The following is a 24,349-nucleotide window of genomic DNA, read 5'->3' as shown; positions in this document are numbered from 1 at the left end:
CCCTGCAGAGGTGAGGGGACTCACTGGCAGGGGCCTGTGCGGCGGCGTAGCGTGGAGCCATGACGAATGAGACGCAGCGCTTCCACGCGGAGTACAAGGTCATCGGCGGCAAACTCGTCGTCGCCGACGTCGAGACCGACGGACAGACCATCACCGGGGCCACGATCTCCGGCGACTTCTTCCTCGAACCCGAGGACGCCTACTTCGATCTCGCACCGGCCCTCGTCGGCGCCGACGTCACCGCCGACAATGCGCAGTTGCGCGAACGTCTCGACGCAGCGCTCGCGACGTACGGCTCCGAACTCGCCATGCACGGGTTCTCCACCGCGGACGTCGCCACAGCAGTGCGTCGGGCCCTCGGAGCGGCCGCGGACTTCACCGACTTCGACTGGCAGATCATCCGCGGCGAAGTCCTGCCGACGCACCTCAACGTCGCCCTCGACCAGGTGCTCCTCGAAGAGGTCTCCGCGGGCAGGCGCCGGCCCACCCTGCGGTTCTGGGAATGGGACGACACCGCCACCGTCATCGGCGCGTTCCAGTCCTACGTCAACGAGATCCGCCCCGAAGGCGTCGAGAAGTACGGCGTCGAGGTCGTCCGCCGCATCTCCGGTGGGGGAGCGATGTTCATGGAGGGCGGCAACTGCATCACGTATTCGATGTTCGTCCCGCCGTCGCTTGTTGCCGGCCTCGACTACCAGGAGTCCTACGTCTTCCTCGACCAATGGGTGCTCGCGGCTCTGCGCAGCCTCGGGGTCGAGGCCTTCTACAAACCGATCAACGACATCTCCTCGACCGAGGGCAAGATCGGCGGGGCCGCACAGAAGCGCCTGCGCGACGGCACGCTGCTCCACCACGCGACGATGAGCTACGACATCGATGCCGACAAGATGGTCGAGATCCTCCGCATCGGTCAGGCGAAGATCTCCGACAAAGGCGTTGCGAGTGCGAAGAAGCGCGTCGACCCGCTGCGCAGCCAGACCGGTGAGACCCGCACCGACATCATCGAGACCATGGCGACGACGTTCATCGACCGCTACGGTGCCACTGAGGACACCTACACCGAAGCCGAGCTCGACCGCGCCCGCAAGCTCGTCGCGGAGAAGTTCGGCACTGAGGCATGGACGCACCGGGTTCCGTGATCGGGGCGTTCCGCGGCACGATCGTCACCCTCGGCGGAGGCGGCTTCTCGATGTCGGAGACCGGAGAGTCAGCCATCGACGACTGGCTGCTCGACCGCGCGGGTCGTCGGGTGGCAGCGGCTCAGCCTCACAGTCCGGCACTGCCGCGCGTGTGCTTCGTCCCGACCGCCTCCGGCGACAGCCGCGACTACATCGAGCGCTTCGAGGCCGCCTTCACCGGTCGCGCCCAGACGCATGTGCTCTCCCTCTTCGGACAGAGCCCCTGGGGATACCGGGAGCCGGAGATGCTCGCGGAGATGGACCTCGTCTACGTCGGCGGAGGATCGACGGTCAACCTCCTCGCTCTGTGGCGCACGCACGGCGTCGACGACGTTCTGCGGCGAGCCGCGGCCACCGGCACGATCCTCGCCGGCATCAGCGCCGGCGTGAACTGCTGGTTCGAGACCTCGTCGACTGACTCCTTCGGGCCCCTCGCACCGCTCCGGGACGGCCTCGGCTTCCTCCCAGGCAGCGCCTGCCCGCACCATCACGGCGAAGCGGGTCGCGCCGAGACATTCCGGACGTGGATCGCCGACGGGACCCTGCCGGGCCCGGGATTCGGACTCGACGACGGTGCTGCCGCCGTCTTCACCGACGGTGCGCTCGCCTCGGTGGTCACCGAAGACCCCCTCGCTCGTGTCCACCTCGTCGAGGGTGAGACGGAGACTACGGTCGAGTCGACGCTGCTCACCTGAGGCGACGAGAGCGCCGACCGCAGGTCGCCGGTGCCGCTATGCTGGGCGCGAGGACTCAGGGAGGCGAACCATGGCCAGGCTCAGTCGTGAGGAACGGCGCATCCGCAGCGAACGACGCAGCGCGATCCTCCTCATCGTCGTCTCCGCGATGTTCGTCCTCATCGGTATGGGCATGCTCCTGACCGGCGAGCTCGTCGCCATCCTCGTCGTCCTCTTCTTCGGTGGATGCCTGCTCGCCGGATTCATGCGGCTGCCGTCGATGAGCCTGCGCTCGAGTCTGCTGCTCGCGATCGCCGGCAGCTCGGCCTTCGCCGTCGCGTGCGCGGTGATCGTCGCCCTCGCCATTGCGGGGATGGCGATCGAGTCGACGATCGTGGCGCCGACGGCGCTCACCGTCGTCGCCGCTGTCGGGGTCGTCTTCTTCGGCGGCGGGGCGATCCTGCTCACCGTCCTCTATCGGAGGAATCGGACGGAGATCGGGCGGGATCAGGACGGCCCGGAGGCCTGAGCGACCGGCAGACCGGGCCCGGCGCCCGCGAGCGTGAGCACCCCGTCCTCCCCGACCCCGACACTCTGTAGGATTGGGAACCACAGCGTCCCGAACCTCCAAGGAGAGACATGCGCCAGGTCGAACCGTCCGTTGAACTGCTCGCCAAGCCCAGCATCGATTGGGAGGCGATGAGGACGTACCTCGACGAAGTCGGAGGCACCTCGTGGGCGGACAGGGTCGAAGCCGCGGAGTCCCCGGACGCCGAGGACCTCCTCGAGTTCTCCGGACGCATGTGCTACCGCTCGTGGGAGCCGGGCCTCAATCCGAATGTCTCCCGTGTGCGCACCGATTCGGCGTCCTACCTCGGCAACGTCATCTCCTCCCAGCACGGGTCGGTGCTCGAGCATGCGAACTTCACGTTCGTCCTCCACAACGTCTCCCGTGTCCTCACCCACGAGCTCATCCGCCACCGTGCCGGCTCCGCGTTCTCGCAGGAGTCCCTGCGCTACGTCCGCCTCGCCGACATCCCGTTCTGGTTCCCCGACTGGGCCCGTGAGGATCCCGAGCTCATGGAGCGCTCGCTCGCCGTCCTCGACACCCTCGAAGAGCATCAGAAGTGGATGGCCGAGCACTTCGGCCTCGACGAAGAGGGCACGAAGTTCGCGCACAAGAAGCACATGACCTCGTTCATGCGCCGCTTCGCCCCCGAAGGCCTGGCCACCGGCATCGTCTACACCGCGAACCTCCGCTCCCTGCGCCACGTCATCGAGATGCGCACCGCGAAGGGCGCCGAGGAGGAGATCCGCCTCGTGTTCAACAAGATCGGTGAGATCATGCAGACCGAGGCTCCGGCGATCTTCTCCGACTACGAGATCGTCGACGGGGAGTGGATCCCCGGCACCCGAAAGGCCTGACCACCGCACCGCCGGCCCCGCACCCGCGCCACCCACGAAAGGGCACACCATGGCTGACATCTTCGACGCCGAGCTCAGCCCCGGCAAACTCGAGGTCATCACGGAGTGGGTGGCCGCGCAGGACTGGGCGTCCGACCTCGACCTCGAGCGTGAGCCGCTGCAGAAGGTCACCGCCTATCGGTTCGACGACCCCGCCGGTGAGGTCGGGCTCGAGGTCCACATCGTCTCGAGCGGCGGTCGCACGTTCCAGGTGCCGCTGACGTACCGCGGTGAGCCCCTCGACGGTGCCGCCGATGCCCTCATCACGACGATGGAGCATTCGGTCCTCGGCACGCGCTGGGTGTACGCGGGCATGGGCGATCCCCTGTTCCGGCGCCGCCTTGACGCGACGATCGCCACCGCGGGCACCTCGGCGAAGCAGTACCTCGTCGACGACGCGGGCGAGCGCGTCGAGGAGATCACTGACGTCGCCCACGTCCACGGCACGGGCCCGCTGGCCGGTGCCGGCGACGTCGACCTCATCACCGAGCTCACACTCGACTCGCCGCTCGAGGGCACCGAATCCGGTCTCCTGCTCGGACGCTGGCCCGGTCAGGACCATTCGGTCGTGCTCGCGGTCATGGAGTGAGCTCGGCCGGTTGGCGTGAGCCGCTGGTCAGCGGCCGAGACCGAGGTCGATGATCGTCATCCCAGCCGTCGCCGCGCCGGCCTCATCCATATCGAGCATCGCCTGCGGTGCCTGGTCGAGACCGATCGTCGTGGTGACGAGATCCTGCGGCCGCAGATCGCCGGAGGCGACGAGGGCGACGAGCTCGGGGTAGCCGGCGGCGGCCATGCCGTGGGAGCCGAGGATGCTCAGCTCGAGCGCGATGACGCGGGGCACGTCGATGACGGGCTCGCCGTCGAGCAGCCCGATCTGCACATGCCTGCCCAATGGGCCGAGGGAGGCGATCGCCGAGGTGATCGTGTCCTGCCGTCCCAGGGCATCGACGGTCACGGCAACCCCGCCCGGACGGTCGGCAGCCGGCTCGACAGCCTCGGCGGCCCGGACGACAGCCTCGGCGAGTTCCCCGGGTCCCAGGCCGCGTGCGCTGACCGTCCGGCTCGCTCCGAGGTCCCGGGCCCGGTCGAGGGCGGCATCGCTGATGTCGACTGCGATGACCTGTGCCCCGATCGCGCGGGCGATCATGATCGTCGAGAGACCCACCCCGCCGCAGCCGAACACGGCCACGGTCTCACCGGCCTGCAGCTCGGCGCGGACCCGCAGTCCGTGGAAGGCCGTGGCGAAGCGGCACCCGAGCCCGACGAGTGCGGAGTCCGGCAGCTCTTCGGGCACGGCGACGAGATTGGCGTCGGCGTGATGGATGACGACCTGATCCGCCCACGACCCGAAGTGCGTGAAGCCCGGCTGCGTCTGGTTCGGGCAGACGTGGGCGTTGCCGGAGCGGCACCACCGGCACGTCCCGCACCCGCACACGAAGGGCACCGTCACCCGCTCACCGACGTGGAATCTCTCGACCGCCGGCCCCGCCGAGGCAATCCGCCCGACGAGCTCATGCCCGGGCACGTGCGGCAGGCTCACCGTCTCATCGTGTCCTGACCAGGCATGATGATCGCTGCGGCAGACGCCTGTGGCGTCGACGTCGATGACGACCCCGTGGTCGGGAGCCGTCGGTGCAGGGATGTCGGCAAGCTGCGGCGGTGTGGAGAAGCGGTCGTAGACGATGACGCGCATGCCGCCGATGATAGCCGCGAGTCCCCGCGGCTGTGCGCGCCGTCCGGGAGGTGCGGTGCCGACCGGGGTGCGCGCCGTTCGGGAGGGGCGTGCACCAGCCCCGTCGGCCTCAGCTGATGCCGGCGGCGGCCAGTGCGTCGAGGAGGCGCCGGCGCAGCGCCTGCGCACGGTGACTGAAGGCCTGCTGGCGCTCCATGTACTCCGCCTTGCCTGCCGCGGTCTCGATCGCGACGACTCCGTAGCCCCAGCCGCGCAGATCGTAGGGGGAGGCCTCCATGTCGAGCGTGCGGATGTCGAGGGCGAGATCGAAGCAGTCGAGGACGAGCGGCGACGGGGCGATCGGCCCGATCTTCATCGCCCACTTGTAGAGGTCCATGCCCGCATGGAGGCAACCCGGCTGTTCGTTGCCGACCATGCCCTCACGTGTCGGCTGGAGCGTGTTGCGCGGCCTGGCAGCGGCGGTGAAGAAGCGGAACGCATCGTGGTGGGAGCACTGGATGCGGTGGCGTTCGACGACGGCGTCGGTCTCCGCGGAGCTCAGCCGCAGCGGCACCTGCTGATGGCGGCGTTCGTCCTCGCTCATCCGATAGACCATCGCCCATTCGTGGAGGCCGAAGCACCCGAGGTTCGCTTCGCGATCGAGGGTGGCGGACAGAAGCGCGGCGATGAACCGAGCCCCCTCGCCTCGGTCGGCTCTCCAGGACTCGAGGTCCACCTCGGCGACGGTGCCGTCCGTGCGATACCACCGACGGTCGACGTACTCGCGGTCGCCTGAGGTCTCGAGCTCGAGGAGGACCCCGGCTCCGGGATTCCACTTCGCGAGCTGACCGGCCTTGAACGGGTAGTACGTGAAGAGGAAGTCCTCGACGGGGTGCTTCTCCCCGGCCATCCGGCGGGCGACGTGCGCATCGGTGCGGGCGGCGACCTGCGCTTCGTGCTCCTCGCGCAACGTCCGCCACGCGGGAGCCGACAACCGCGAACCGGGCCCGGCGACAGCGTCAGCTGCGGGGGCCGGCGGTGCGGAGGGGAGAGTCTGAGTCACTGTTCCATTGTCCCAGACCGCTTCGTTCCGCGCATCGCGGGAGCGCTGAGCGGATCCTCGGGCCACGGGTGCTTGGGATAGCGGCCGCGGTTCTCCGCCCGCACGTGCGGGTACGCGCCCTCCCAGAACGATGCGAGGTCACTCGTCACCGCCAGCGGCCGGCGTGCGGGGGAGAGGAGGTGGAGGACGACGGGCACCCGACCGTCGGCGATCCGCGGGACCTCGGTCCACCCGAAGACCTCTTGGAGTTTGACGGCGAGGACCGGCCCATGCGGGGAGTCGTCGTCGCCGACGTCGTCCGGATCGGGGTAGTCGAGGCGCACCCGCGATCCGCTCGGCACCTCGATCGTCTCCGGGGCGAGTTCGTCGAGACGGGCCGCCTCCGGCCAGGGCAGGAGCGTGCGCAGCGCACCGACGAGGTCGACGGCGCCCGGGTCCGCGCCGCGGGCCATATGATCGAGCGCCGCCGGACACCAGTCGGGCAGAGTGTGAGTGAGATGCGACCACCGCACGTCCGGCCACGGCTGTCCGATGACGTGGCGGAGCAGCCCGAGCCGTGCCCGCAGCTGGTCGAAGGCGGGACTCGGCCGCAGCACCTCCCGCGCACCCTTGTCCTCGATCGAGCGGGCGATCGCCTCCCGCGCGAGCTCCGGGCTCGCCGTGATCGGCGTCGACGTCAGTGCGATCCCGCCGAGGCGGGTCTGCCGGACCGCACGCACCTTGCCTCCCGTGAACGTCGCCGACTCCTCCGTGGCGAGCAGTCCCGCCCCGGCGAGTTCGGCCGTGTCCGCGTCGATGGGGACGGCCGAGCGGATCGTCGGCCGCCCGCCTGACAGACCCACCTCGGCGATCGCCAGCCACGGGCTGCCCATGAGCGGAGAGTTCCTCGGCAGCGCGGCTGCCGTGCCGGAGGCGAGCAGATACTCGGCATCGGCACCGTTGCGCGCTCGGGCGATCTGGTGGGGGAAGGCGAGGGCGACGACGAGCCCGAGGTCCTCCGGTCGCAGGCGCTCACCCGCCGTGCCGCCGCCGCTGTACTCGCCGACGATGCGGGTGAACCGGTCGACGTCCTGGGTGAAGCGCCGGTCGCGGGAGGCACGGAGGTCGCGCAGCACCGCGGTGAGGTCGGCGCCGGGGGAGCGGCGGTCGGATTCGACTGAGGCGACCGCCTCGGCGGCGGCCCGGGCCCCGAGCATCGCCGCCCCGTCGAGGAGTCCGCGTGCCGCCCACACGGACGCCGGCACCCGGGCGATCGCCCGCCCGAGGTCGGTGACGTGCAGGTCGGCGCGCCGCGCCTCCGGGGGCGTCCTATCACTGGTGTCGACCTCGACGGCACCGAGGCCGACGAGGTTGTCCACGGCCAGGGCCCACGCGTGCTGCGGCATCGGGTCGGGCAGCAGCTCGGTGTCACCGCCCCAGGAAGCGAGGTCGAGGACCGCCGAGGTGAGGTCGGCGGTCGCGATCTCCGGCGGGGTGTGCTCAGGCAGGGAGGCCCAGTCGGCCTCGGACAGGCACCGGTAGACGACGCCGGGGCCGAGGCGGGCGGCGCGACCCGAGCGCTGGACACCGGAAGCCTTCGATTCCCGGGTCGTCACGAGCCCCGACATCCGCCGCTTGGTATCGAGGCGGGGACCACGGGCGAGCCCCGAATCGACGACGATGCTCACGCCGGGCACCGTGAGCGCAGATTCCGCCACCGAGGTGGTGACGATGACCCGGCGCTCACTGTCGTCGGGGCTCCGGGGCCGGAGGATCGCGTCCTGGTCGGCCGACGAGGTGCGGCCGGTGAGCGTGTGGACGCTCACGGCAGGCATCCCGGAACCGAGGGACGCCGCGGATCCGGACAGCTGCCCGCGGATCCGGTCGGCCACCTCGTCGACCTCGCGAGCTCCAGGGGCGAAGACGAGGACGTCGCCGCCTGCTGACTCCTCGAGGGCACGGACAGTCGTGCGGGCGAGGTGGTCGAGGAAGGCCCGGCTCACCCCACGGGCGTCGAGGGGGCGTTCGGGAGCCGGTGCCCACCGGACGTCGAGCGGATGCGTCTGCGCGGCGACGGAGAGGACCGGTGCCGGGTCGGTCGGGGCACCCACACGACTCGCCCAATCGCGGGCATCGAGGGTCGCGGACATGACGACGAGGCTGAGGTCGTCACGGAGCTCGACGAGTTCCCTGCTCATGGCGAAGACGAGGTCGGTGTCGAGGTGGCGTTCGTGGACTTCGTCGAGGATGATCGCGGCGACGCCTGGCAGCTCCGGATCGCCGAGCATCCGCCGCAGCAGCACTCCCGTGGTGACGAACTCGATCCGGGTGCGTGCCGAGACCGTGGACTCCCCGCGCACCGTGAAGCCGATGTCCTCGCCGAGGCGGGTCCCCGTCAGGTGCGCGAGCCGCCTCGCCGCAGCGCGGGCCGCCATCCGTCGCGGCTGGGTGACGACGATGCGGCCGGAGTCGGGTCCGGCGGTGGTGCGCAGATGCTCGGCGATGAGCGGGGGCACGAGGGTCGTCTTGCCGGTGCCGGGCGGGGCTTCGACGACGAGGCGCGGGAAGGGGTCGGCCACCTCGGCGGGAAGACGATCGATGAGCTCAGCCGCCGGGAGGTCGGCGCCGATCGTCGTCAGGTCGAAGGAGTCCATGCCCCCAGTCTCTCAGGGTGCAGTGCCCAGCCGCGCGAGGGCTGAGAGGACACGGTCACGGACGCGCCCGACCGGTCCACCGGCCAACGCCACTCCCGAGGCGACGCTCGCGCCCGAGTGGATGACCTGCGGAGTCACCACGCGGCGGCGAGAGTAGCGTGCGAGCGCCGACGCCGGTTCGTCGGCGTTGAGGAGTTCGGCGAGGGTGACGGCATCGCAGATCGACTCGCACGCCCCACGGCCGAGGTTCGGCTGCATCGCGTGGGCGGAGTCGCCGATGAGCACGGTCCGGCCACGGACGAAGGACCGCAGGGGACGAGACACGTGGATGCCGCTGATCACGGTCTGCCCGGTCCTTGCGGCCTCGACGACCGCGGTGACCGGGGAGGGGAAGACCCGCGCCGCCCTGCGGAGATGGTCGAGCCCTGCCGCCGTGGTCGCAAACCGGCGTTCGGGGAAGGCGGTGAACCAGTTGGTCCGGTTCCCCGGCAGCGGGGTGATGCCGAAGAGCATCCGATCGCCCCAGTACTCGGTGACGGCGCCGGCGGAGAGGTCGGCGTCGATGACTCCGCGGATGACCGTGAGCGGAGGGCGTCGAGGCGCGGTTCGGCCTCCCCAGGCTCCGGATCGGACCGCGCTGCGGGCACCGTCGGCGCCGACGAGGACATCGGCCGCAAGCGTCGTCGGGTCGGCTACCTCCCCGGTGAGCAGGGGTGTCGAGGCCGGTCGGGCGGCGGTGAGGAGGGAGTGGAGCTGTGCGCGGCCGATCATCAGCGCGCCGAGGCGGGGCGGCCGGGCGAGGAGGCGACCGTCGGAGCTGCGGATCGTCGCCTCGTCGACGCGGACGCCCGACTTTTCGACCGCAGTGCTCAGGCCTGCCCGGCGCAGGGCGGTCATGGCGGAGGGAAAGAGGGCGAACGCCGTGTCCAGGGCTCTCGCCTGCGGATCGCGTTCGTGGACGGTCACCGTCCACTCGGGCCGGTCGAGCGCGGCGGCCAGGGTCGCCCCGGCGATTCCGCTGCCGATGATCCGCACGCTCGTCATGCCGTCACGATACCGCGACCCGAGCGAAGCGAACTCGGCGTCTAGACTGGGCATCATGCGTATTGCGAGATTTGTGCACAAGGACGAACCCGCCTACGGAGTCGTCGAAGGTGAGGTTCCGCCGATCGAGAACGGGCAGTGGGACACCTCGGGTCTCAGCCTCGCCGTCCTCGACTCCGACCCCTTCTTCGCTCCCGCGCAGTCGACGGGGGAGCGGCTGAAGTTCGACGACGTGCGCCTCCTCTCGCCGATCCTGCCGCGATCGAAGGTCATCGGCGTCGGCCGGAACTTCGCCGACCACGCCGCCGAACTCGGCAACGAGGTGCCGGTGACCCCGGTGACGTTCTTCAAGCCGAACACCTCGGTCATCGGACCCGGCGACCCCATCCGCCTGCCCGCGATCAGTGAGTACGTCTCCTACGAGGCCGAGCTCGCCGTCATCATCGGACGCGTGTCGAAGGGCGTGAAGGCGGAGAACGCACTCGACCACGTCCTCGGGTACACCTCGGCGAACGATGTCACCCTGCGCGACCTGCAGAAGTCGGACACGCAGTGGACCCGGGCCAAGGGCTTCGACACCTCGTGCCCGCTGGGCCCGTGGATCGAGACCGACCTCGACGTCGACGACCTGAGCATCCGTTCGTGGGTCAATGGTGACCTCAAGCAGGACGGGACGACCGCGGACTTCATCTTCGACATCCCGACGATCATCGAGCACCTCTCCGAGACGATCACGCTGCTGCCCGGCGACGTCATCCTCACCGGCACGCCCGCCGGGGTCGGTCGGATCGTCGCCGGCGACCGCGTCGACATCGCCATCGACGGTCTCGGAGTGCTCTCCAACCCCGTCATGGACGCCTGAGCCGAACCTGCTCGCCCCTGCACGAAACCTACACAAACCACCACTCCTTGGAGCCGATCACCACATGACCGTCAAAGTCCGCTTCTGTCCCTCGCCCACCGGCACGCCGCACGTCGGCATGGTCCGCACTGCCCTGTTCAACTGGGCCTACGCCAAGCACACCGGCGGCACCTTCGTCTTCCGCATCGAGGACACCGACGCCGCCCGCGACTCCGAGGAGAGCTTCTCCCAGGTCGTCGAGGCGATGAAGTGGCTCGGGCTCGACTGGGACGAGGGCATCGAGGTCGGCGGACCCGACGGCCCCTACCGGCAGTCAGAGCGCGGTGACATCTACGCAGGCGTCATCGAGAAGCTCAAGGACGCCGGACACATCTACGAGTCCTATTCGACGAACGACGAGGTCGAAGCCCGCCACACCGCCGCCGGCCGCGACCCCAAGCTCGGCTACGACGGCTTCGACCGCGACCTCACCGACGAGCAGATCGCCGCGTTCCGGGCCGAGGGCCGTGAGCCCGTGTGGCGCGTGCGCATGCCCGATACCGACATCACCTTCACCGACCTCGTCCGCGGCGAGATCACCTTCAAGGCCGGCACGATCCCCGACTTCGTCGTCGTCCGCGCGAACGGTCAACCCCTCTACACGCTCGTCAACCCCGTCGACGATGCGCTCATGGGCATCACCCATGTGCTCCGCGGCGAGGACCTCCTCTCCTCGACCCCGCGCCAGATCGTCCTCTACGAAGCCCTCAAGGACATCGGCATCGCCGAGGCGACCCCCGAGTTCGGCCACCTGCCCTACGTCATGGGCCAGGGGAACAAGAAGCTGTCCAAGCGCGACCCCGAGTCGAACCTCTTCCTCCACCGCGAGCACGGCTTCATCCCCGAAGGCCTCATCAACTACCTCGGGCTGCTCGGCTGGTCGATCGGGCCTGACCGCGACGTGTTCACCGTCGACGAGTTCACCCAGGCCTTCGACATCCACGACGTCCTGCCCAACCCGGCGCGCTTCGACATCAAGAAGGCGACGGCGATCAACGCCGACCACATCCGAATGCTCGCCCCGGACGACTTCCGTGACCGCCTCATCCCCTACCTCCAGGCCGCCGAGGTGCTCCCGGCCGAACCGACGGACGCTCAGCTGGCGATCCTCGACCAGGCGGCACCGCTCGTCCAGACCCGGATGAACCTCCTCGGCGAGGCCCCGGACCTCCTCGCCTTCCTCTTCACCCCCGATGCCGAGCTGACGATGTCCGAGGACGGGCTCAAGACGCTCAAGGACTCCGCGCCCGAGGTGCTCGCCGCCTCGATCGAGGTCCTCGAGGGACTCGAGGACTGGAGGACGGAGAGGCTCCAGGCCGTGCTCGAGGAGAAGCTCGTGAACGAGATGGAGATCAAGCCGCGCCTGGCCTATGGCCCGCTGCGCGTCGCCGTCTCCGGGCGCCGCGTCTCCCCGCCGCTGTTCGAGTCACTCGAGATCCTCGGCAAGGAGTCCTCGCTCACCCGTCTGCGCGCGCTGGCGGCGCAGCTGTGAACGTCCACCCATGGCAGCGCGGGGGCCTTCATCTCCGTGACGTGACCGTCGAGGTCCCGCTCGACCATTTCGGTCGGCTCGACGCGGACTCGGCGGCCTCTGCGAGGATCGAGGTCTTCGCCCGGATCGTCGCCGATGAGGCCGAGAGCTCCAAGCCCTACCTCGTCTTCCTCCAGGGCGGACCCGGATTCGAGGCGCCTCGCCCGACGACTCCGGTGGGACAGGGCTCGTGGCTGGCCCGGGCGCTCGAGGACTTCCAGGTGGTCATGCTCGACCAGCGGGGGACCGGAAAGTCGAGTCCGATCGGCTCGGTCGAGGGCCGGATCACCGGTCTCGACATCGCCGGCGACGATCCCGAGGCCATCGCCGAGGTGCTCGCGTGCTACCGGGCGGACTCGATCGTCGAGGACGCCGAGGCGCTGCGCCGTGAACTCGGCGTCGACCGCTGGTCGGTGCTCGGGCAGTCCTTCGGCGGTTTCACCGCTCTGCGCTACGTCTCCGCGCACTCGGAGTCGCTCACCGAGGCCTACTTCACCGGCGGGCTGCCCGCGATCGGGGTCGATCCCGTCGACGTCTATCGGGCGACGTGGGCGCAGATGATGCGCAAGTCCGAGCAGCACTACCGGAACTTCCCCGGCGATCGCGACCGGATGGCCGCGCTCATGGGCCTCGCCGGAGCCGACGGCGGCATCGCACTGCCGGGCGGGGCACGGGCGACGACCGAGCGGGTGCGCCTCCTCGGGCACCACCTCGGCGCCTCCGACGGACCTGAGGCCCTCCACTACCTCCTCGACCTCGATCCGGGCTCCTCCGGCCTGCGCAATGATCTCGCAGGTGCCCTGCCGTTCTCGGGACGCAACCCGCTGTACGCGGTCGTCCACGAATCGTGCTGGGCCGACGGGACCGTGACGAACTGGGCGGCGAGGCGGGCGATGCCTGCGGAGGTCCGTGACGATCCCACCCTGCTCGCCGGCGAGCATGCCGGCCCTGAGTCCTTCGCCGAGGATCCCGAGCTCGCACCGTTCGCCGAGGTGGCCGAGGTCGTCGCCGCCTATGAGTGGCCGAAGCTCTACGACGTCGACGCGCTGCGGGCCTCGACCGTGCGCGGGGCCGCTGCGGTGTACTTCGAGGACGCCTACGTCCCTGCCGAGTACTCTCTGGCCACGGCCGAGCTCATGGACGGCGTGCGCCCGTGGGTGACGAACGAGTACGAGCACAACGGCCTGCGCGTCGACGGCTACCGGGTCCTCGACCGACTCATCGCGCTCGCGAGGGCGTGAGTGAGGCGGTCCTCCCTCTCCGCCTCGGCGGTGTTAAGAAGGTCACACGGTTTGGATTTGGCGGCGGGGGAGGGGCCTGTGTAGAGTTATATCTCGTTGCTGAGGGGAATTCCTCCAGGGAAGTCCCGCATAGCAGTGGGGTATGGTGTAATTGGCAGCACGAGTGATTCTGGTTCACTTAGTCTAGGTTCAAGTCCTGGTACCCCAGCGGACAGCTTCAGAGCGATCTGAGGATCTGTTCATCGGCCCCCGTCGTCTAGTGGCCTAGGACGCCGCCCTCTCAAGGCGGTAACGGCAGTTCGAATCTGCTCGGGGGTACGGTTGAGCCCCGCACCGATCCATCGGTGCGGGGCTCACTCTATTCATCCTCACCGACCGGATGAGTCGGCGATGCGCTTCGTGTGCTCGGCGGTCTTGACGCTGGCGACGATGAGCTCGAGGACGAGACGGACGAAGATCACCCACAGGGCCGGCCCGATCCAGCCGAAGACGATCGTGAGGACGAGCGGCCACGCATTGAACGAGGGCTCAGGGTTGAACATCGTCGGGGTGTTCGCCGCCGCTCCCAGACCGATGGCCGAGAGGATCGTGCCCAACCACCACAGGCCCGCGACGATGATGGCGAGCAGGTAGATGATCCCGGCCCACCGCACGGCGACGAAGCTCTCGAAGCGGAAGTCGAAGAGCGACTTGAGGAATCCCGGCTCCGAGGACTGACCGGGCTGACCGTAGCCGGCCTCGTGACCGTAGGGTGCGGCCTGACCGTACCCGCCCGCCTGGCCGTAGTGCTGATGCTGGCCGTGCGTCCCCGCCTGACCGTAGGGGCCGGGTGCTCCGTATCCGCCCGACTGGCCGTAGCCGCCCGACTGCGCGTGGACGCCCGACTGCGCGTAGCCGTCCGACTGGCCGTAGCCGTCCGACTGGCCGTAACTGCTTGTCGACTGATCGCCGAGGTTCTGGCTGCCGTACTGCCCGCTGCCGTCGTACGGGCTGCCGGACTGTGGCTGACTGCCGTACTGCTGCACCGGCTGACTGCCGTACTGCTGCGCCGGCTGACTGCCGGTCGGCAGTCCCGATTCGTTCGATGAGGCGGCCGCCGGGTCGTGGCTGCGGTCAGGCCCGCCCTGCGACGACGGCGAATCGCCCTGCTGCTGCCGCGAATCGCCCGGTTGCTGCCGCGAATCGCCCTGCGGCTGGGCGGACGGGGTGTCGGGGCGGTTGGGGTCCTGGTTCGGGTCTTGCGGGGACGTCGTCATAGTCGACCTCTCTCTCGGCGGTGCTGATTGCCAGATGGACGATGTGACGCCGCCCACCTGCGTCTTCGCAATCTATCAGGGCATCCTCACGGCCCGCTGGCCGTCCGTCACAGCGCGCCGATCATCGACGCGAACACACAGGTTCGATTCGAGGCGAGCATGCCGAAGGGGAGCGGACCGGGAGAGGCACCGGGCTCAGACCAGTCGGATGCCCCACTCGACCGCGAGTGTTCCGCCGGGCTCGACGACATCGACGTCTTCTCCGGTCGCGAAGGCATTGGGCGGACAGGTCATCGGCTCGATCGCGAGCGCGCGGCGGGAGAGCCCGTCGTCGAGCTCATCGCCCGTGTAGACCTGCCAGTTGCGGAATCCCGAATCGATGTCGATGACCGTTTCCCGGCCGTCGGCACCCCTGAGCCGCGCTCGCGACCGGCCGTCGGGGTCTCGGCGCGGCTGACCGAACGCATCGTCGAGTTGCGTCCCGCCCACGCTGCGCAGGGCACGGAAGTCCTTGCATGTGAGGCAATCGGACATCTCCGCATCGTGGTCGAGAGGGACCTCCGAACCGTCGTCGAACGGGCGCGATTCCACGGGGATGAGGCGCTCATCGGGGACGAGCCAGGTTCCGGCGGGAATGACCAGTTGCGCGGCGTCGACGTACTCGCCTCCCGGATGGAACCACGGGTGGAAGCCGAAGCCGAACGGAGCTGCTTCGGTGCCGATGTTCTCAGCACGCGCGTGGACCCGCAGTCCCTCCTCGCCGAGGTCGTAGCGGACGGTGAGAAGGAATCGGAACGGGTACCCGGGTGAAGGGGAGAGGTGCGTCGTGAGCGTCACCGAAGTCTCCGTCGCCTCGACGACGTCCCATTCGACGTCGATGACCAGCCCGTGCAGAGCGGTGTTCCGTGCCGGCTCGGTGATCGGAAGCTGGTGGACTGTGCCGTCGAACTCGTAGCGTCCGTCGGCGATGCGGTTGGGCCACGGCGCGAGCACCGCGCCGTCGGAGGTGCCCGTCTCGACGACGACGGGTCGTCCCGCAACCGTATAGTCGCGCAGGCTCGCGCCGACCGGGGAGACGACAGCAGTGCTTGTTCCATAGGCGAGGTCGATGAGGTCGGTCATGCGGCTCCCGAATATCGTCAGCCTCGGACGAGGGCCTCGGTGAGCGCCCGGGCGGCGTCGACGACGGCCTTCGCGTGGAGCCGGCCCGGCTGGCGAGTGAGGCGGTCGACGGGTCCGGAGATCGAGACCGCGGCGACGACCCGGTTGCTCGGACCCCGCACGGGGGCGGAGACGGAGGCGACGCCGCGTTCGCGTTCGGCGATCGACTGCGCCCAGCCTCGGCGGCGGACACCGGAGAGCATGGTCGCGGAGAACCGCGCACCCCGCAGGCCCGTGTGGAGACGGTCGGGCTCCTCCCATGCGAGGAGGACCTGGGCGGCGGACCCGGCCCGCATGCTCAGGGTCGCCCCGATCGGCACCGAGTCGCGCAGACCCACGGGGCGTTCGGCCGCGGCCACGCACAGGCGCAGATCGCCCTGGCGGCGGAAGAGCTGCGCCGATTCGCCGGTCTGGTCGCGCAGCTGCCCGAGCACCGGTCCGGCGGCGGCGAGGAGGCGATCCTCGCCGGCGGCAGACGAGAGCTCGGCCAGTCGCGGACCGAGGACGAAGCGTCCCTGGAGGTCACGGCCGACGATGCGGTGGAACTCGAGGGCGACGGCGAGACGGTGAGCGGTCGGTCGAGCGAGTCCTGTGAGCGAGACGAGCTCGGCCAGAGACGCAGGTCCGGCCTCGAGGGCGGAGAGAACCATTGCGGCCTTGTCGATGACACCGACGCCGCTACCATTGCTTGTCATAGACACCATTGTGCGCGTCTCATTGAGCGAGATGCAAGTTCGGAATGCGATACGGGCGAGTAGATTCCTGCCCACACCCATCGGTGAGCATCCGGCGAGCCGATCGGATGCCCCAGGCGACCGCACTCGGACGCCGAGAAGAAGCACAACGCGTACGGAGGATCTCCGTACCGGCGGGAGGAACCATGCCACGCACATTGGCCGAGAAGGTCTGGGCCGATCACGTCGTCTCCGAGGGGGAGGACGGAGCGCCGGACCTCATCTACATCGACCTCCACCTCGTCCATGAGGTGACCAGCCCGCAGGCCTTCGACGGACTCCGACTCGCCGGGCGCCCCGTGCGCCGCCCCGACCTCACGATCGCCACCGAGGACCACAACACGCCCACGTGGGACATCGACAAGCCGATCGCCGAACCGACCTCGCGCACGCAGATCGAGACCCTGCGGAAGAACGCCGAGGAGTTCGGGATCCGGCTCCACAGCCTCGGCGACGCCGATCAGGGCATCGTCCACGTCGTCGGCCCCCAGCTCGGGCTCACCCAGCCGGGCACGACCGTCGTCTGCGGCGACTCGCACACCTCGACCCACGGAGCGTTCGGGGCGCTCGCCTTCGGCATCGGCACCTCCGAGGTCGAACACGTCCTCGCCACCCAGACGCTCAGCCTCAAGCCGTTCAAGACGATGTCGATCACCGTCGACGGGCAGCTGCCCGAGGGCTCGACGGCCAAGGACATCATCCTCGCGATCATCGCGAAGATCGGCACCGGCGGCGGGCAGGGCTATGTGCTCGAGTACCGCGGTTCGGCGATCCGGTCGCTGTCGATGGAGGCACGGATGACGATCTGCAACATGTCCATCGAGGCCGGTGCCCGCGCCGGCATGGTCGCCCCCGACGAGACGACCTTCGACTACGTCAAGGGCCGCCCCCACGCCCCCGAGGGCGAGGACTGGGACGCCGCCGTGGAGTACTGGAAGACCCTCTACACCGATGAGGGCGCGACCTTCGACGCCGAGGTGGTCCTCGAGGCCGCCGACATCGAACCCTTCGTCACGTGGGGGACGAACCCCGGCCAGGGCCTGCCGCTGTCGGCCGCGGTGCCCTCGCCTGACGACTTCGCCGATGAGAACGACAAGGTCGCCGCCGCGAACGCGCTCGCCTACATGGGCCTGACCCCGGGCACCCCGCTGCGCGAGATCGAGGTCGACACCGTCTTCCTCGGATCGTGCACGAACTCCCGGATCGAGGATCTCCGTGCCGCCGCCGAGGTGGTTCGGGGCCGGCGGAAGGCCGAGAACGTCCGCTTCATGGTTGTCCCCGGATCCGCGAAGGTCCGCCTCCAGGCCGAAGCCGAGGGCCTCGACGTGATCTTCAAGGACTTCGGTGCCGAATGGCGCTTCGCCGGTTGCTCGATGTGCCTGGGGATGAACCCCGACCAGCTCGCCGAGGGGGAGCGGTGCGCCTCGACGTCGAACCGCAACTTCGAGGGCCGGCAGGGCAAGGGCGGGCGCACGCACCTCGTCTCCCCGCTCGTGGCCGCGGCGACTGCGGTCCGCGGCACCCTGTCCTCGCCCGGGGACGTCGCCGACCTGCCCCGCGACGCCGAACCGGTCGACTGGACCCCGGAGCGCCCGACGATCCCCCTGACCCCCACCTCGGCGAACGCGTAAGGAGCAGCCATGGAAGCCTTCACCACCCACACCGGCATCGGCGTGCCCCTGCGCCGGTCGAACGTCGACACCGACCAGATCATCCCCGCGAAGTTCCTCAAGCGGGTCACCCGCACCGGCTTCGAAGACGCCCTCTTCTTCCGCTGGCGCACCGCCGAGGACTTCGTCCTCAACGACCCCGACTTCGCGTCCGGCTCCGTCCTCGTCGCGGGCCCCGACTTCGGCACCGGCTCCTCCCGCGAGCACGCCGTGTGGGCGCTCAAGGACTTTGGGTTCCGCGTCGTCCTCTCCTCCCGCTTCGGCGACATCTTCCGCGGCAACTCCGGCAAGGAGGGACTGCTCGCCGCCCAGCTCGAGCAGGACGACATCGAACTCATCTGGAAGATCCTCGAGAACCATCCGGGCACGTCGATCACCGTCGACCTCGAGTCGAGGACCGTGACATGCGACTCGCTCACGGTGTCCTTCCAGATCGATGACTACACGCGCTGGCGTCTCCTCGAGGGCCACGACGACATCAGCCTGACCTTGGCGAAAGAGGACGAGATCGCGGCGTACGAGGCCGGACGGCCCGCTCACAAACCCCGCACCCTGCCTGCGCGGGTCTGATCCGCCGACTCCGGGTCGGGGCGTCGTCTGCGCTAGTCTTGGACGAGTCCGGAATCGACTCGGGACGGCCTCCCGAGGCGGTGCCGACGAGTGCGCTGTTCGACGATCAGAGGGAGGAACATGCTCGAAGTCCGCGGCGGAAATCCGCTCGGGGGAACCGTGCGGGTCAGGGGCGCGAAGAACCTGGTGCCCAAGGCGATGGTCGCCTCCCTGCTCGGAGAGACCCCGTCCGTCCTCCGCGGAGTCCCGCAGATCCGCGATGTCGAGATCGTCACCGGTCTCCTCGAACTCCACGGGGTGCGGGTGAGCCAGGCCCCCGACGGGGACCAGCCCGACGGCGAGCTGCACCTCGACCCCTCCGAGGTCGCCCAGGGCTCGATCGTCGACATCGACGCCCACGCCGGATCCTCCCGGATCCCCATCCTCTTCTGCGGACCCCTCCTCCACAGCCTCGGGCAGGCGTTCATCCCCGACCTCGGCGGATGCCACATCGGCGACCGTCCCATCAACTTCCACCTCGACGTGCTCCGGCAGTTCGGCGCCGAGGTGGACAAGACCGCCGGGGGCATCATGCTCTCGACGAAGCGCCGCCTCCAGGGCACGAAGGTCGAACTCCCGTACCCCTCGGTCGGAGCGACCGAACAGGTCCTGCTCACGGCCGTGCGCGCCGAGGGCATCACCGAGCTGCGGGGAGCGGCGATCGAACCGGAGATCATGGACCTCATCGCGCTGCTGCAGAAGATGGGCGCGATCATCACCGTCGACACCGACCGAGTCGTGCGCATCGAAGGGGTCGACTCCCTCCACGGGTACATCCACCGGGCACTGCCCGACCGCAACGAGACCGCCTCGTGGGCCTCTGCCGCACTCGCCACCGGCGGTGACATCGTCGTCGAGGGCGCCTCGCAGCCGGAGATGATCACGTTCCTCAACGTCTTCCGCAAGATCGGCGGCGAATTCGAGGTCGATGAGACCGGCATCCGCTTCCGCCACCCCGGCGGCCGGCTCTCCTCGTTCGCCCTCGAGACCGACGTCCACCCCGGCTTCATGACCGACTGGCAGCAGCCGCTCGTCGTCGCCATGACCCAGGCCGAGGGACTGTCGATCATCCACGAGACCGTCTATGAGAACCGCTTCGGCTTCACCCACGCCCTCGTCGAGATGGGGGCGAAGATCCAGCTCTACCGCGAATGCCTCGGCGGCACCCCGTGCCGGTTCGGGCGGCGGAACTACGCGCACTCGGCCGTCGTGTCCGGACCGACCGAGCTCAAGGGCACCCGCATCGACGTCCCCGACCTGCGCGGCGGCTTCAGCCATCTCATCGCCGCCCTCGCCGCCCAGGGCCGGAGCGAGGTCCACGGGATCGAGCTCATCAACCGCGGGTACGAGAACTTCCTCGACAAGCTCCAGGGCCTCGGTGCGGAGGTCTCGGCATGAGCGGCACCGGCAGGGATGCCGGCACGGGCAGGGGCGCGAACGGCGGCAGGGGCGCGAGCAGGCAGCCCGGTGAGCACATCGTCTCGTTCGAACCCAAGGACGTCGCCTCGCAGCGCCGGGTCGCCTTCGGTGTCGCCTCGGCGGCCTACGGGCTCTTCCGCTTGACCTCGAAGATGCGCATCGAGAACGCCCAGGCGCTGCCGGTGGGTCAGGGCACGATCGTCGCCGCCTACCACGCCAACCACCTCGACCCGATCCTCGTCGGACTCGCCGTGTGGCGCAGCGGCCGGCTCCCGCACTTCCTCGCGAAATCGACGCTCTTCTCCGGGCCCCTCGGCGTCATCCTCAAGGGACTCGGCCAGATCCCGGTGCTGCGCGCCTCGGCGCAGGCGGGGGACTCCCTCGAATACGCGAAGGAGGCTCTGCAGAAGTGCGAGACCGTCGTCATCTACCCCGAGGGGACGCTGACGAAGGACGAGCACTTCTGGCCCGAGCGCTTCAAGTCCGGCACGGCCCGGCTCGCCCTCGAGACGGGGGCGCCGATCGTCCCCGCCGCGCACTGGGGGCTCGAGACCGTCAAACCCCGCGGTCGGCTCATTCCCCGCCCGCGCCCGCTCACGCACACCAGCGTCGTCCGCTTCGGCGAACCGCTGGACTACACCGACCTCTGGGAGCACCGGGGGGAGAGGAGCTCGATGGCGACGCTGACGACGAGGCTGACGAACACCATCGCAGGCATGGTCGCCGATCTCTCCGGCCGTGAGCTGCCCGAGAGGTTCCGCACCGAGGAGGCCGGCTCATGAGCGCAGACAAGATCGCCGTGCTCGGCGCAGGATCGTGGGGGACGACGTATGCCGCCGTCATCGCCGACGCAGGCTTCCCGGTCACGCTCTGGGCACGCCGGGAGGAGACCGTCGAGGAGATCAATACGGCGCACACGAACTCCCGCTACCTCGGCGACCGTGAGCTGCCGGAGACGATCACCGCCACCACCGACGACATCGCCGCCGTCACCGACGCCGACGTCGTCATCCTCGCCGTGCCCGCGCAGACCCTGCGGGAGAACCTCAGCCGGTGGAAGGCGCACCTGCGTCCCGACGTCCGCCTGGTCAGCCTGATGAAGGGCATCGAGGTCGAGACGGGCAAGCGGATGTCGGAGGTCATCGCCGAGGTCGCCGAGGTCGATCCCGGACGGATCGCCGTCGTCTCCGGGCCCAACCTCGCCCGGGAGATCGCCGAACGCCAGCCCACCGCGACCGTCGTCGCCTCCTCCGATGCCGCCACCGCCGAGGTGGTCGCCGAGATCAGCGCGAACGCGTACTTCCGGCCGTACACGAACACCGACGTCGTCGGCGTCGAGATGGGCGGGGCGGTGAAGAACGTCATCGCACTCGCCGTCGGCATCGCCGACGGGCAGCGCCTCGGCGACAACTCGAAGGCCTCGATCATCACCCGCGGCCTCGCCGAGACCTCCCGTCTCGCCGCGGCGATGGGAGCCCAGCCGCACACGCTCTCCGGTCTCGCCGGGCTCGGCGACCTCGTCGCCACATGTGCCTCCCCGCTCTCGCGCAATCGCACGTTCGGGCACCACCTCGGCGAGGGGATGAGCCTCGAGGAGACGATCGCGCACACCGAGCAGACGGCCGAAGGGGTGAAGTCCTCACCCGCGGTCCTCGCCCTCGGGAAGCGATACGGCGTCGACCTGCCGATCACCGAGGCGGTGAGCGCGGTGCTCGCCGGTCACCTGCAGGTTGACGAACTCGCGGGATTGCTGTTGTCTCGGAAGCGTAAGCACGAAGGCCCGCCGGCGTGAGCCGGAATCGTCCCACGAGTCCCACGAGCCAAGGAGCAGACATGAGCGTCAACTCACCGTTCTACAACCTTCCCGAGCTGCCGACCTTCACCCTGACCAGCACCGACATCGAGAACGGGGCACCGCTTCCGGCGGCGCAGGCCTCCGGAGCGATGGGTGTGCCCGGCGGTGAGGACAAGTCCCCGCAGCTGTCGTGGTCGGGCTTCCCCGAGGAGACGAAGGCGTTCGCCGTCACCTGCTACGACCCCGACGCCCCGACCGGGTCCGGGTTCTGGCACTGGACGGTGACCGACCTCGACGCCTCGGTGACCGAACTGCCCACCGACGCCGGCAACCCCGAGGCCGACCTCCTGCCCGCCGGTGCCGTGACGCTGAAGAACGACGCGGGCGAGCCGCGCTTCGTCGGCGCCGCCCCTCCGGAGGGCCACGGCCCGCACCGGTACTACTTCATCGTCACCGCACTCTCCGAGCCGCTGGGCATCGACGAGAGCGCGAGCCCGGCCTACGCCGGCTTCAACATGTACTTCAAGGGCATCGGCCGGGCCTGGCTCGAATGCACCTATGAGGCCGGCTGAGCCTGCACGCCCCCGTCCCCGCACGTGAGAGCGTGCGGGGACACATGAGAGTCCCCGAGCAAGGAAACATATGTCAGACACCGATCACCGGCCCCTCGTCGCAGTCCTCTTCGGCGGACGGTCGAGCGAACACTCCGTCAGCTGCGTCACGGCCGCCGGGGTGATCAGCGCCATCGACGACGACGCGCACCGGGTCCTGCCGATCGGGATCACGAAGACCGGTGTCTGGCGCATCGTCGAGGACTGGGCGAGCATGCGCTTCGACCCCGAGAACATGCCCGAGGTCACCGACGACGGCACCGAGATCATCCCGCGCGTCTCCGCCGAAGGCGCCCCGCTCATCCACCGTGACGCCGACGGCGTCTACTCCGAGCTCGAGACCGTCGACGTCTTCTTCCCCGTCCTCCACGGCCAGTACGGGGAGGACGGCACCCTCCAGGGACTCTTCGAGCTCAGCGACACCCCGTTCGTCGGCTCCGGCGTCTTCGCCTCGGCTGCGAGCATGGACAAGCACTTCACGAAGTCCCTGCTCGCCCATGCGGAGATCCCCACGTGCCCGTGGGAGCTGGTGACCGAGACGATGTGGCAGGCCGACCGCGCCGAGGCGGAGGCCCGGGTGGCAGCCCTCGGCTTCCCCGTCTTCGTCAAGCCGGCCCGAGCCGGATCGTCGATGGGTGTGAGCCGGGTGGCCGACCCCGCCGGGCTCGAGGCCGCGCTGCTCGCCGCCTACGAGCACGACACGAAGGTCATCGTCGAACCCCAGGTCATCGGCCGGGAGATCGAATGCGCCGTGCTCGGATCCCTCGACGACGCCGAGCTGCGGACCTCGTACCCTGGGGAGATCGAAGTCTCCGGCGATCACGACTTCTACGACTTCGAAGCGAAGTACCTCGACCTCGCCGATGCGAAGCTCACGTGTCCCGCGGACGTCGACGCGGCGACGACGGCACGGATCCGCGAGCTCTCGGCGGCGGTGTTCCGGCTCTTCGACTGCACGGGGCTGGCCCGCGTCGACACGTTCGTCACGGACTCGGGTGAGGTGCTCATCAACGAGATCAACACGCTGCCCGGCTTCACCCCCACCTCGGCGTACCCGTTCATGTGGGCGAACTCCGGGATCGACTATCCGAGCCTCATCAGCGAACTCATCGGCATCGCGCTCACCGACCACGCCCGCCGGAGCTGACTAGCCCTCCGGGGGAGCGTCGACGTCCTCGGCACCGACGCATTCGCGTTCGGGCGGGAACGCCTGCAGCGCGGGCGAGATGCCGGCGAGGACGTCGGCGCCCGAGCCGAGTTTGCGGTTGACGAGGACTTCGACGGCCGGGGTGCGGCCGTAGCTCGTGAACACCCACGTGTCGTCCTCTTCGCCTCCCTTGGAGACCCAGTCGACCCCGCTCACGCTCACGCACTTGTCCGTCGTCGGACCCGGAGGGGTGACGCCGCAGCGGAGGACGGCGACGTTCGGGTCGCCCCACGCCTTCGTCCCCTGCGAGGAGGTGTCGCGCTCCTGCTCGCCGCCCACTTCGACGGGCAGGCGGAGCAAAATGTCCGCGCACTTCGGGTTCGCCGCATCCTCGGCGGGTTCGACGATGACCGTCTTCGCGCAGCCGGACAGGACCGTCGTGAGCACGGGCACGCCGATGGTCACAGCGGCGACGGCACGCACGAGCGGCGAGGTGGCGCCGAGGCGTCGGCGGGAGTTCGCAGGCATGGTTCCAGCGTATCG

At 69.5% G+C, this 24,349-nt stretch carries 23 protein-coding genes and 2 tRNA genes; 17 read left to right on the top strand and 8 right to left on the bottom strand.

Annotated elements, in window-relative coordinates; all coding sequences use genetic code 11:
* Positions 1 to 59 precede the first annotated feature (59 nt).
* The 5 genes from AC0VYB_RS12760 to AC0VYB_RS12740 all read left to right on the top strand — a co-directional run bounded on the left by AC0VYB_RS12760 (position 60) and on the right by AC0VYB_RS12740 (position 3,905).
* A complete protein-coding gene (locus AC0VYB_RS12760; RefSeq protein ID WP_278373341.1) occupies positions 60 to 1,139 on the top strand; it encodes a lipoate--protein ligase family protein in 1,080 nt (359 codons plus the stop codon).
* Positions 1,118 to 1,873 (top strand): Type 1 glutamine amidotransferase-like domain-containing protein, encoded by a 756-nt coding sequence (locus AC0VYB_RS12755; RefSeq protein ID WP_278373342.1) that lies wholly within the window; start codon positions 1,118 to 1,120, stop codon positions 1,871 to 1,873. Before AC0VYB_RS12760 ends, AC0VYB_RS12755 begins: the two co-directional genes overlap by 22 nt.
* 70 nt (positions 1,874 to 1,943) lie before the next feature.
* Positions 1,944 to 2,381, top strand: coding sequence for a hypothetical protein (locus AC0VYB_RS12750; protein ID WP_009378193.1), 438 nt, complete (start codon positions 1,944 to 1,946; stop codon positions 2,379 to 2,381).
* 110 nt (positions 2,382 to 2,491) lie between these two features.
* Positions 2,492 to 3,277, top strand: a complete 786-nt coding sequence (thyX, locus tag AC0VYB_RS12745) for an FAD-dependent thymidylate synthase (protein ID WP_009378195.1) — start codon at positions 2,492 to 2,494, stop codon at positions 3,275 to 3,277.
* 49 nt (positions 3,278 to 3,326) lie between these two features.
* Positions 3,327 to 3,905, top strand: coding sequence for a maltokinase N-terminal cap-like domain-containing protein (locus tag AC0VYB_RS12740; RefSeq protein ID WP_101624806.1), 579 nt, complete (start codon positions 3,327 to 3,329; stop codon positions 3,903 to 3,905).
* A gap of 27 nt (positions 3,906 to 3,932) precedes the next feature.
* On the opposite strand, the gene AC0VYB_RS12735 is transcribed toward AC0VYB_RS12740, so the two are convergent.
* From AC0VYB_RS12735 to AC0VYB_RS12720, 4 genes are all read right to left on the bottom strand, one after another.
* Positions 3,933 to 5,012 (bottom strand): alcohol dehydrogenase catalytic domain-containing protein, encoded by a 1,080-nt coding sequence (locus AC0VYB_RS12735; RefSeq protein ID WP_278373343.1) that lies wholly within the window; start codon positions 5,010 to 5,012, stop codon positions 3,933 to 3,935.
* 109 nt (positions 5,013 to 5,121) lie between these two features.
* On the bottom strand, positions 5,122 to 5,961 hold the full coding sequence (locus AC0VYB_RS12730) for a 3-methyladenine DNA glycosylase (RefSeq protein WP_137826303.1): 840 nt from the start codon (positions 5,959 to 5,961) through the stop codon (positions 5,122 to 5,124).
* An 89-nt stretch (positions 5,962 to 6,050) separates the two neighbouring features.
* Positions 6,051 to 8,687 (bottom strand): ATP-dependent helicase HrpB, encoded by a 2,637-nt coding sequence (gene hrpB / locus AC0VYB_RS12725; RefSeq protein ID WP_137826283.1) that lies wholly within the window; start codon positions 8,685 to 8,687, stop codon positions 6,051 to 6,053.
* A 12-nt stretch (positions 8,688 to 8,699) separates the two neighbouring features.
* Complete coding sequence (locus tag AC0VYB_RS12720; protein ID WP_171007083.1) at positions 8,700 to 9,731, bottom strand: FAD-dependent monooxygenase; 1,032 nt, start codon at positions 9,729 to 9,731, stop codon at positions 8,700 to 8,702.
* 55 nt (positions 9,732 to 9,786) lie between these two features.
* Here AC0VYB_RS12720 and AC0VYB_RS12715 point away from each other — a divergent pair, with 55 nt between their 5' ends.
* The 5 genes from AC0VYB_RS12715 (at position 9,787) to AC0VYB_RS12695 (ending at position 13,722) form a co-directional block, all read left to right on the top strand.
* Complete coding sequence (locus AC0VYB_RS12715; RefSeq protein WP_063249152.1) at positions 9,787 to 10,593, top strand: fumarylacetoacetate hydrolase family protein; 807 nt, start codon at positions 9,787 to 9,789, stop codon at positions 10,591 to 10,593.
* A 64-nt stretch (positions 10,594 to 10,657) separates the two neighbouring features.
* Entirely contained in the window at positions 10,658 to 12,124 is a 1,467-nt protein-coding gene (gene gltX, locus AC0VYB_RS12710; protein WP_278373344.1) for a glutamate--tRNA ligase, read from the top strand.
* 41 nt (positions 12,125 to 12,165) lie between these two features.
* Complete coding sequence (locus tag AC0VYB_RS12705) at positions 12,166 to 13,404, top strand: alpha/beta fold hydrolase (RefSeq protein WP_475384735.1); 1,239 nt, start codon at positions 12,166 to 12,168, stop codon at positions 13,402 to 13,404.
* A 136-nt stretch (positions 13,405 to 13,540) separates the two neighbouring features.
* A tRNA-Gln gene (locus AC0VYB_RS12700) sits at positions 13,541 to 13,612 on the top strand.
* Between the two features lie 37 nt (positions 13,613 to 13,649).
* A tRNA-Glu gene (locus AC0VYB_RS12695) sits at positions 13,650 to 13,722 on the top strand.
* Positions 13,723 to 13,772: 50 nt separating this feature from the next.
* Here the strand turns inward: AC0VYB_RS12695 and AC0VYB_RS12690 are convergent.
* The 3 genes from AC0VYB_RS12690 to AC0VYB_RS12680 form a co-directional block, all read right to left on the bottom strand.
* Positions 13,773 to 14,660, bottom strand: a complete 888-nt coding sequence (locus tag AC0VYB_RS12690; RefSeq protein ID WP_475384734.1) for a DUF4282 domain-containing protein — start codon at positions 14,658 to 14,660, stop codon at positions 13,773 to 13,775.
* A gap of 195 nt (positions 14,661 to 14,855) precedes the next feature.
* Complete coding sequence (locus tag AC0VYB_RS12685) at positions 14,856 to 15,782, bottom strand: aldose 1-epimerase family protein (RefSeq protein WP_475384733.1); 927 nt, start codon at positions 15,780 to 15,782, stop codon at positions 14,856 to 14,858.
* A gap of 17 nt (positions 15,783 to 15,799) precedes the next feature.
* The gene (locus AC0VYB_RS12680) at positions 15,800 to 16,516 is read right to left on the bottom strand and encodes an IclR family transcriptional regulator (RefSeq protein WP_009378215.1); all 717 of its coding nucleotides are present in this window, start codon (positions 16,514 to 16,516) and stop codon (positions 15,800 to 15,802) included.
* Between the two features lie 185 nt (positions 16,517 to 16,701).
* Here AC0VYB_RS12680 and leuC point away from each other — a divergent pair, with 185 nt between their 5' ends.
* From leuC to AC0VYB_RS12645, 7 genes are all read left to right on the top strand, one after another.
* On the top strand, positions 16,702 to 18,186 hold the full coding sequence (leuC, locus tag AC0VYB_RS12675) for a 3-isopropylmalate dehydratase large subunit (RefSeq protein WP_095375945.1): 1,485 nt from the start codon (positions 16,702 to 16,704) through the stop codon (positions 18,184 to 18,186).
* A gap of 9 nt (positions 18,187 to 18,195) precedes the next feature.
* Positions 18,196 to 18,795, top strand: coding sequence for a 3-isopropylmalate dehydratase small subunit (leuD, locus tag AC0VYB_RS12670; protein WP_190247173.1), 600 nt, complete (start codon positions 18,196 to 18,198; stop codon positions 18,793 to 18,795).
* A 120-nt stretch (positions 18,796 to 18,915) separates the two neighbouring features.
* Positions 18,916 to 20,232, top strand: coding sequence for a UDP-N-acetylglucosamine 1-carboxyvinyltransferase (gene murA, locus AC0VYB_RS12665; protein WP_009378226.1), 1,317 nt, complete (start codon positions 18,916 to 18,918; stop codon positions 20,230 to 20,232).
* Positions 20,229 to 21,035 (top strand): lysophospholipid acyltransferase family protein, encoded by an 807-nt coding sequence (locus AC0VYB_RS12660; protein WP_475384732.1) that lies wholly within the window; start codon positions 20,229 to 20,231, stop codon positions 21,033 to 21,035. Before murA ends, AC0VYB_RS12660 begins: the two co-directional genes overlap by 4 nt.
* Positions 21,032 to 22,045 carry an NAD(P)H-dependent glycerol-3-phosphate dehydrogenase gene (locus tag AC0VYB_RS12655; protein ID WP_475384731.1) on the top strand — a complete coding sequence of 338 codons (1,014 nt, stop codon included), beginning with the start codon at positions 21,032 to 21,034 and terminating at the stop codon, positions 22,043 to 22,045. Before AC0VYB_RS12660 ends, AC0VYB_RS12655 begins: the two co-directional genes overlap by 4 nt.
* A gap of 41 nt (positions 22,046 to 22,086) precedes the next feature.
* Positions 22,087 to 22,620 carry a YbhB/YbcL family Raf kinase inhibitor-like protein gene (locus tag AC0VYB_RS12650; RefSeq protein WP_009378233.1) on the top strand — a complete coding sequence of 178 codons (534 nt, stop codon included), beginning with the start codon at positions 22,087 to 22,089 and terminating at the stop codon, positions 22,618 to 22,620.
* 70 nt (positions 22,621 to 22,690) lie between these two features.
* The gene (locus AC0VYB_RS12645) at positions 22,691 to 23,806 is read left to right on the top strand and encodes a D-alanine--D-alanine ligase family protein (RefSeq protein WP_475384730.1); all 1,116 of its coding nucleotides are present in this window, start codon (positions 22,691 to 22,693) and stop codon (positions 23,804 to 23,806) included.
* Here the strand turns inward: AC0VYB_RS12645 and AC0VYB_RS12640 are convergent, their stop codons facing one another.
* Positions 23,807 to 24,334 carry a DUF3515 domain-containing protein gene (locus AC0VYB_RS12640; RefSeq protein WP_141236340.1) on the bottom strand — a complete coding sequence of 176 codons (528 nt, stop codon included), beginning with the start codon at positions 24,332 to 24,334 and terminating at the stop codon, positions 23,807 to 23,809. It abuts the gene before it with no gap.
* Positions 24,335 to 24,349 lie beyond the last annotated feature (15 nt).

Source organism: Brevibacterium sp. Z349TD_9 (genome assembly GCF_056173565.1).
This window is presented reverse-complemented; position numbering and strand designations above follow the sequence as displayed.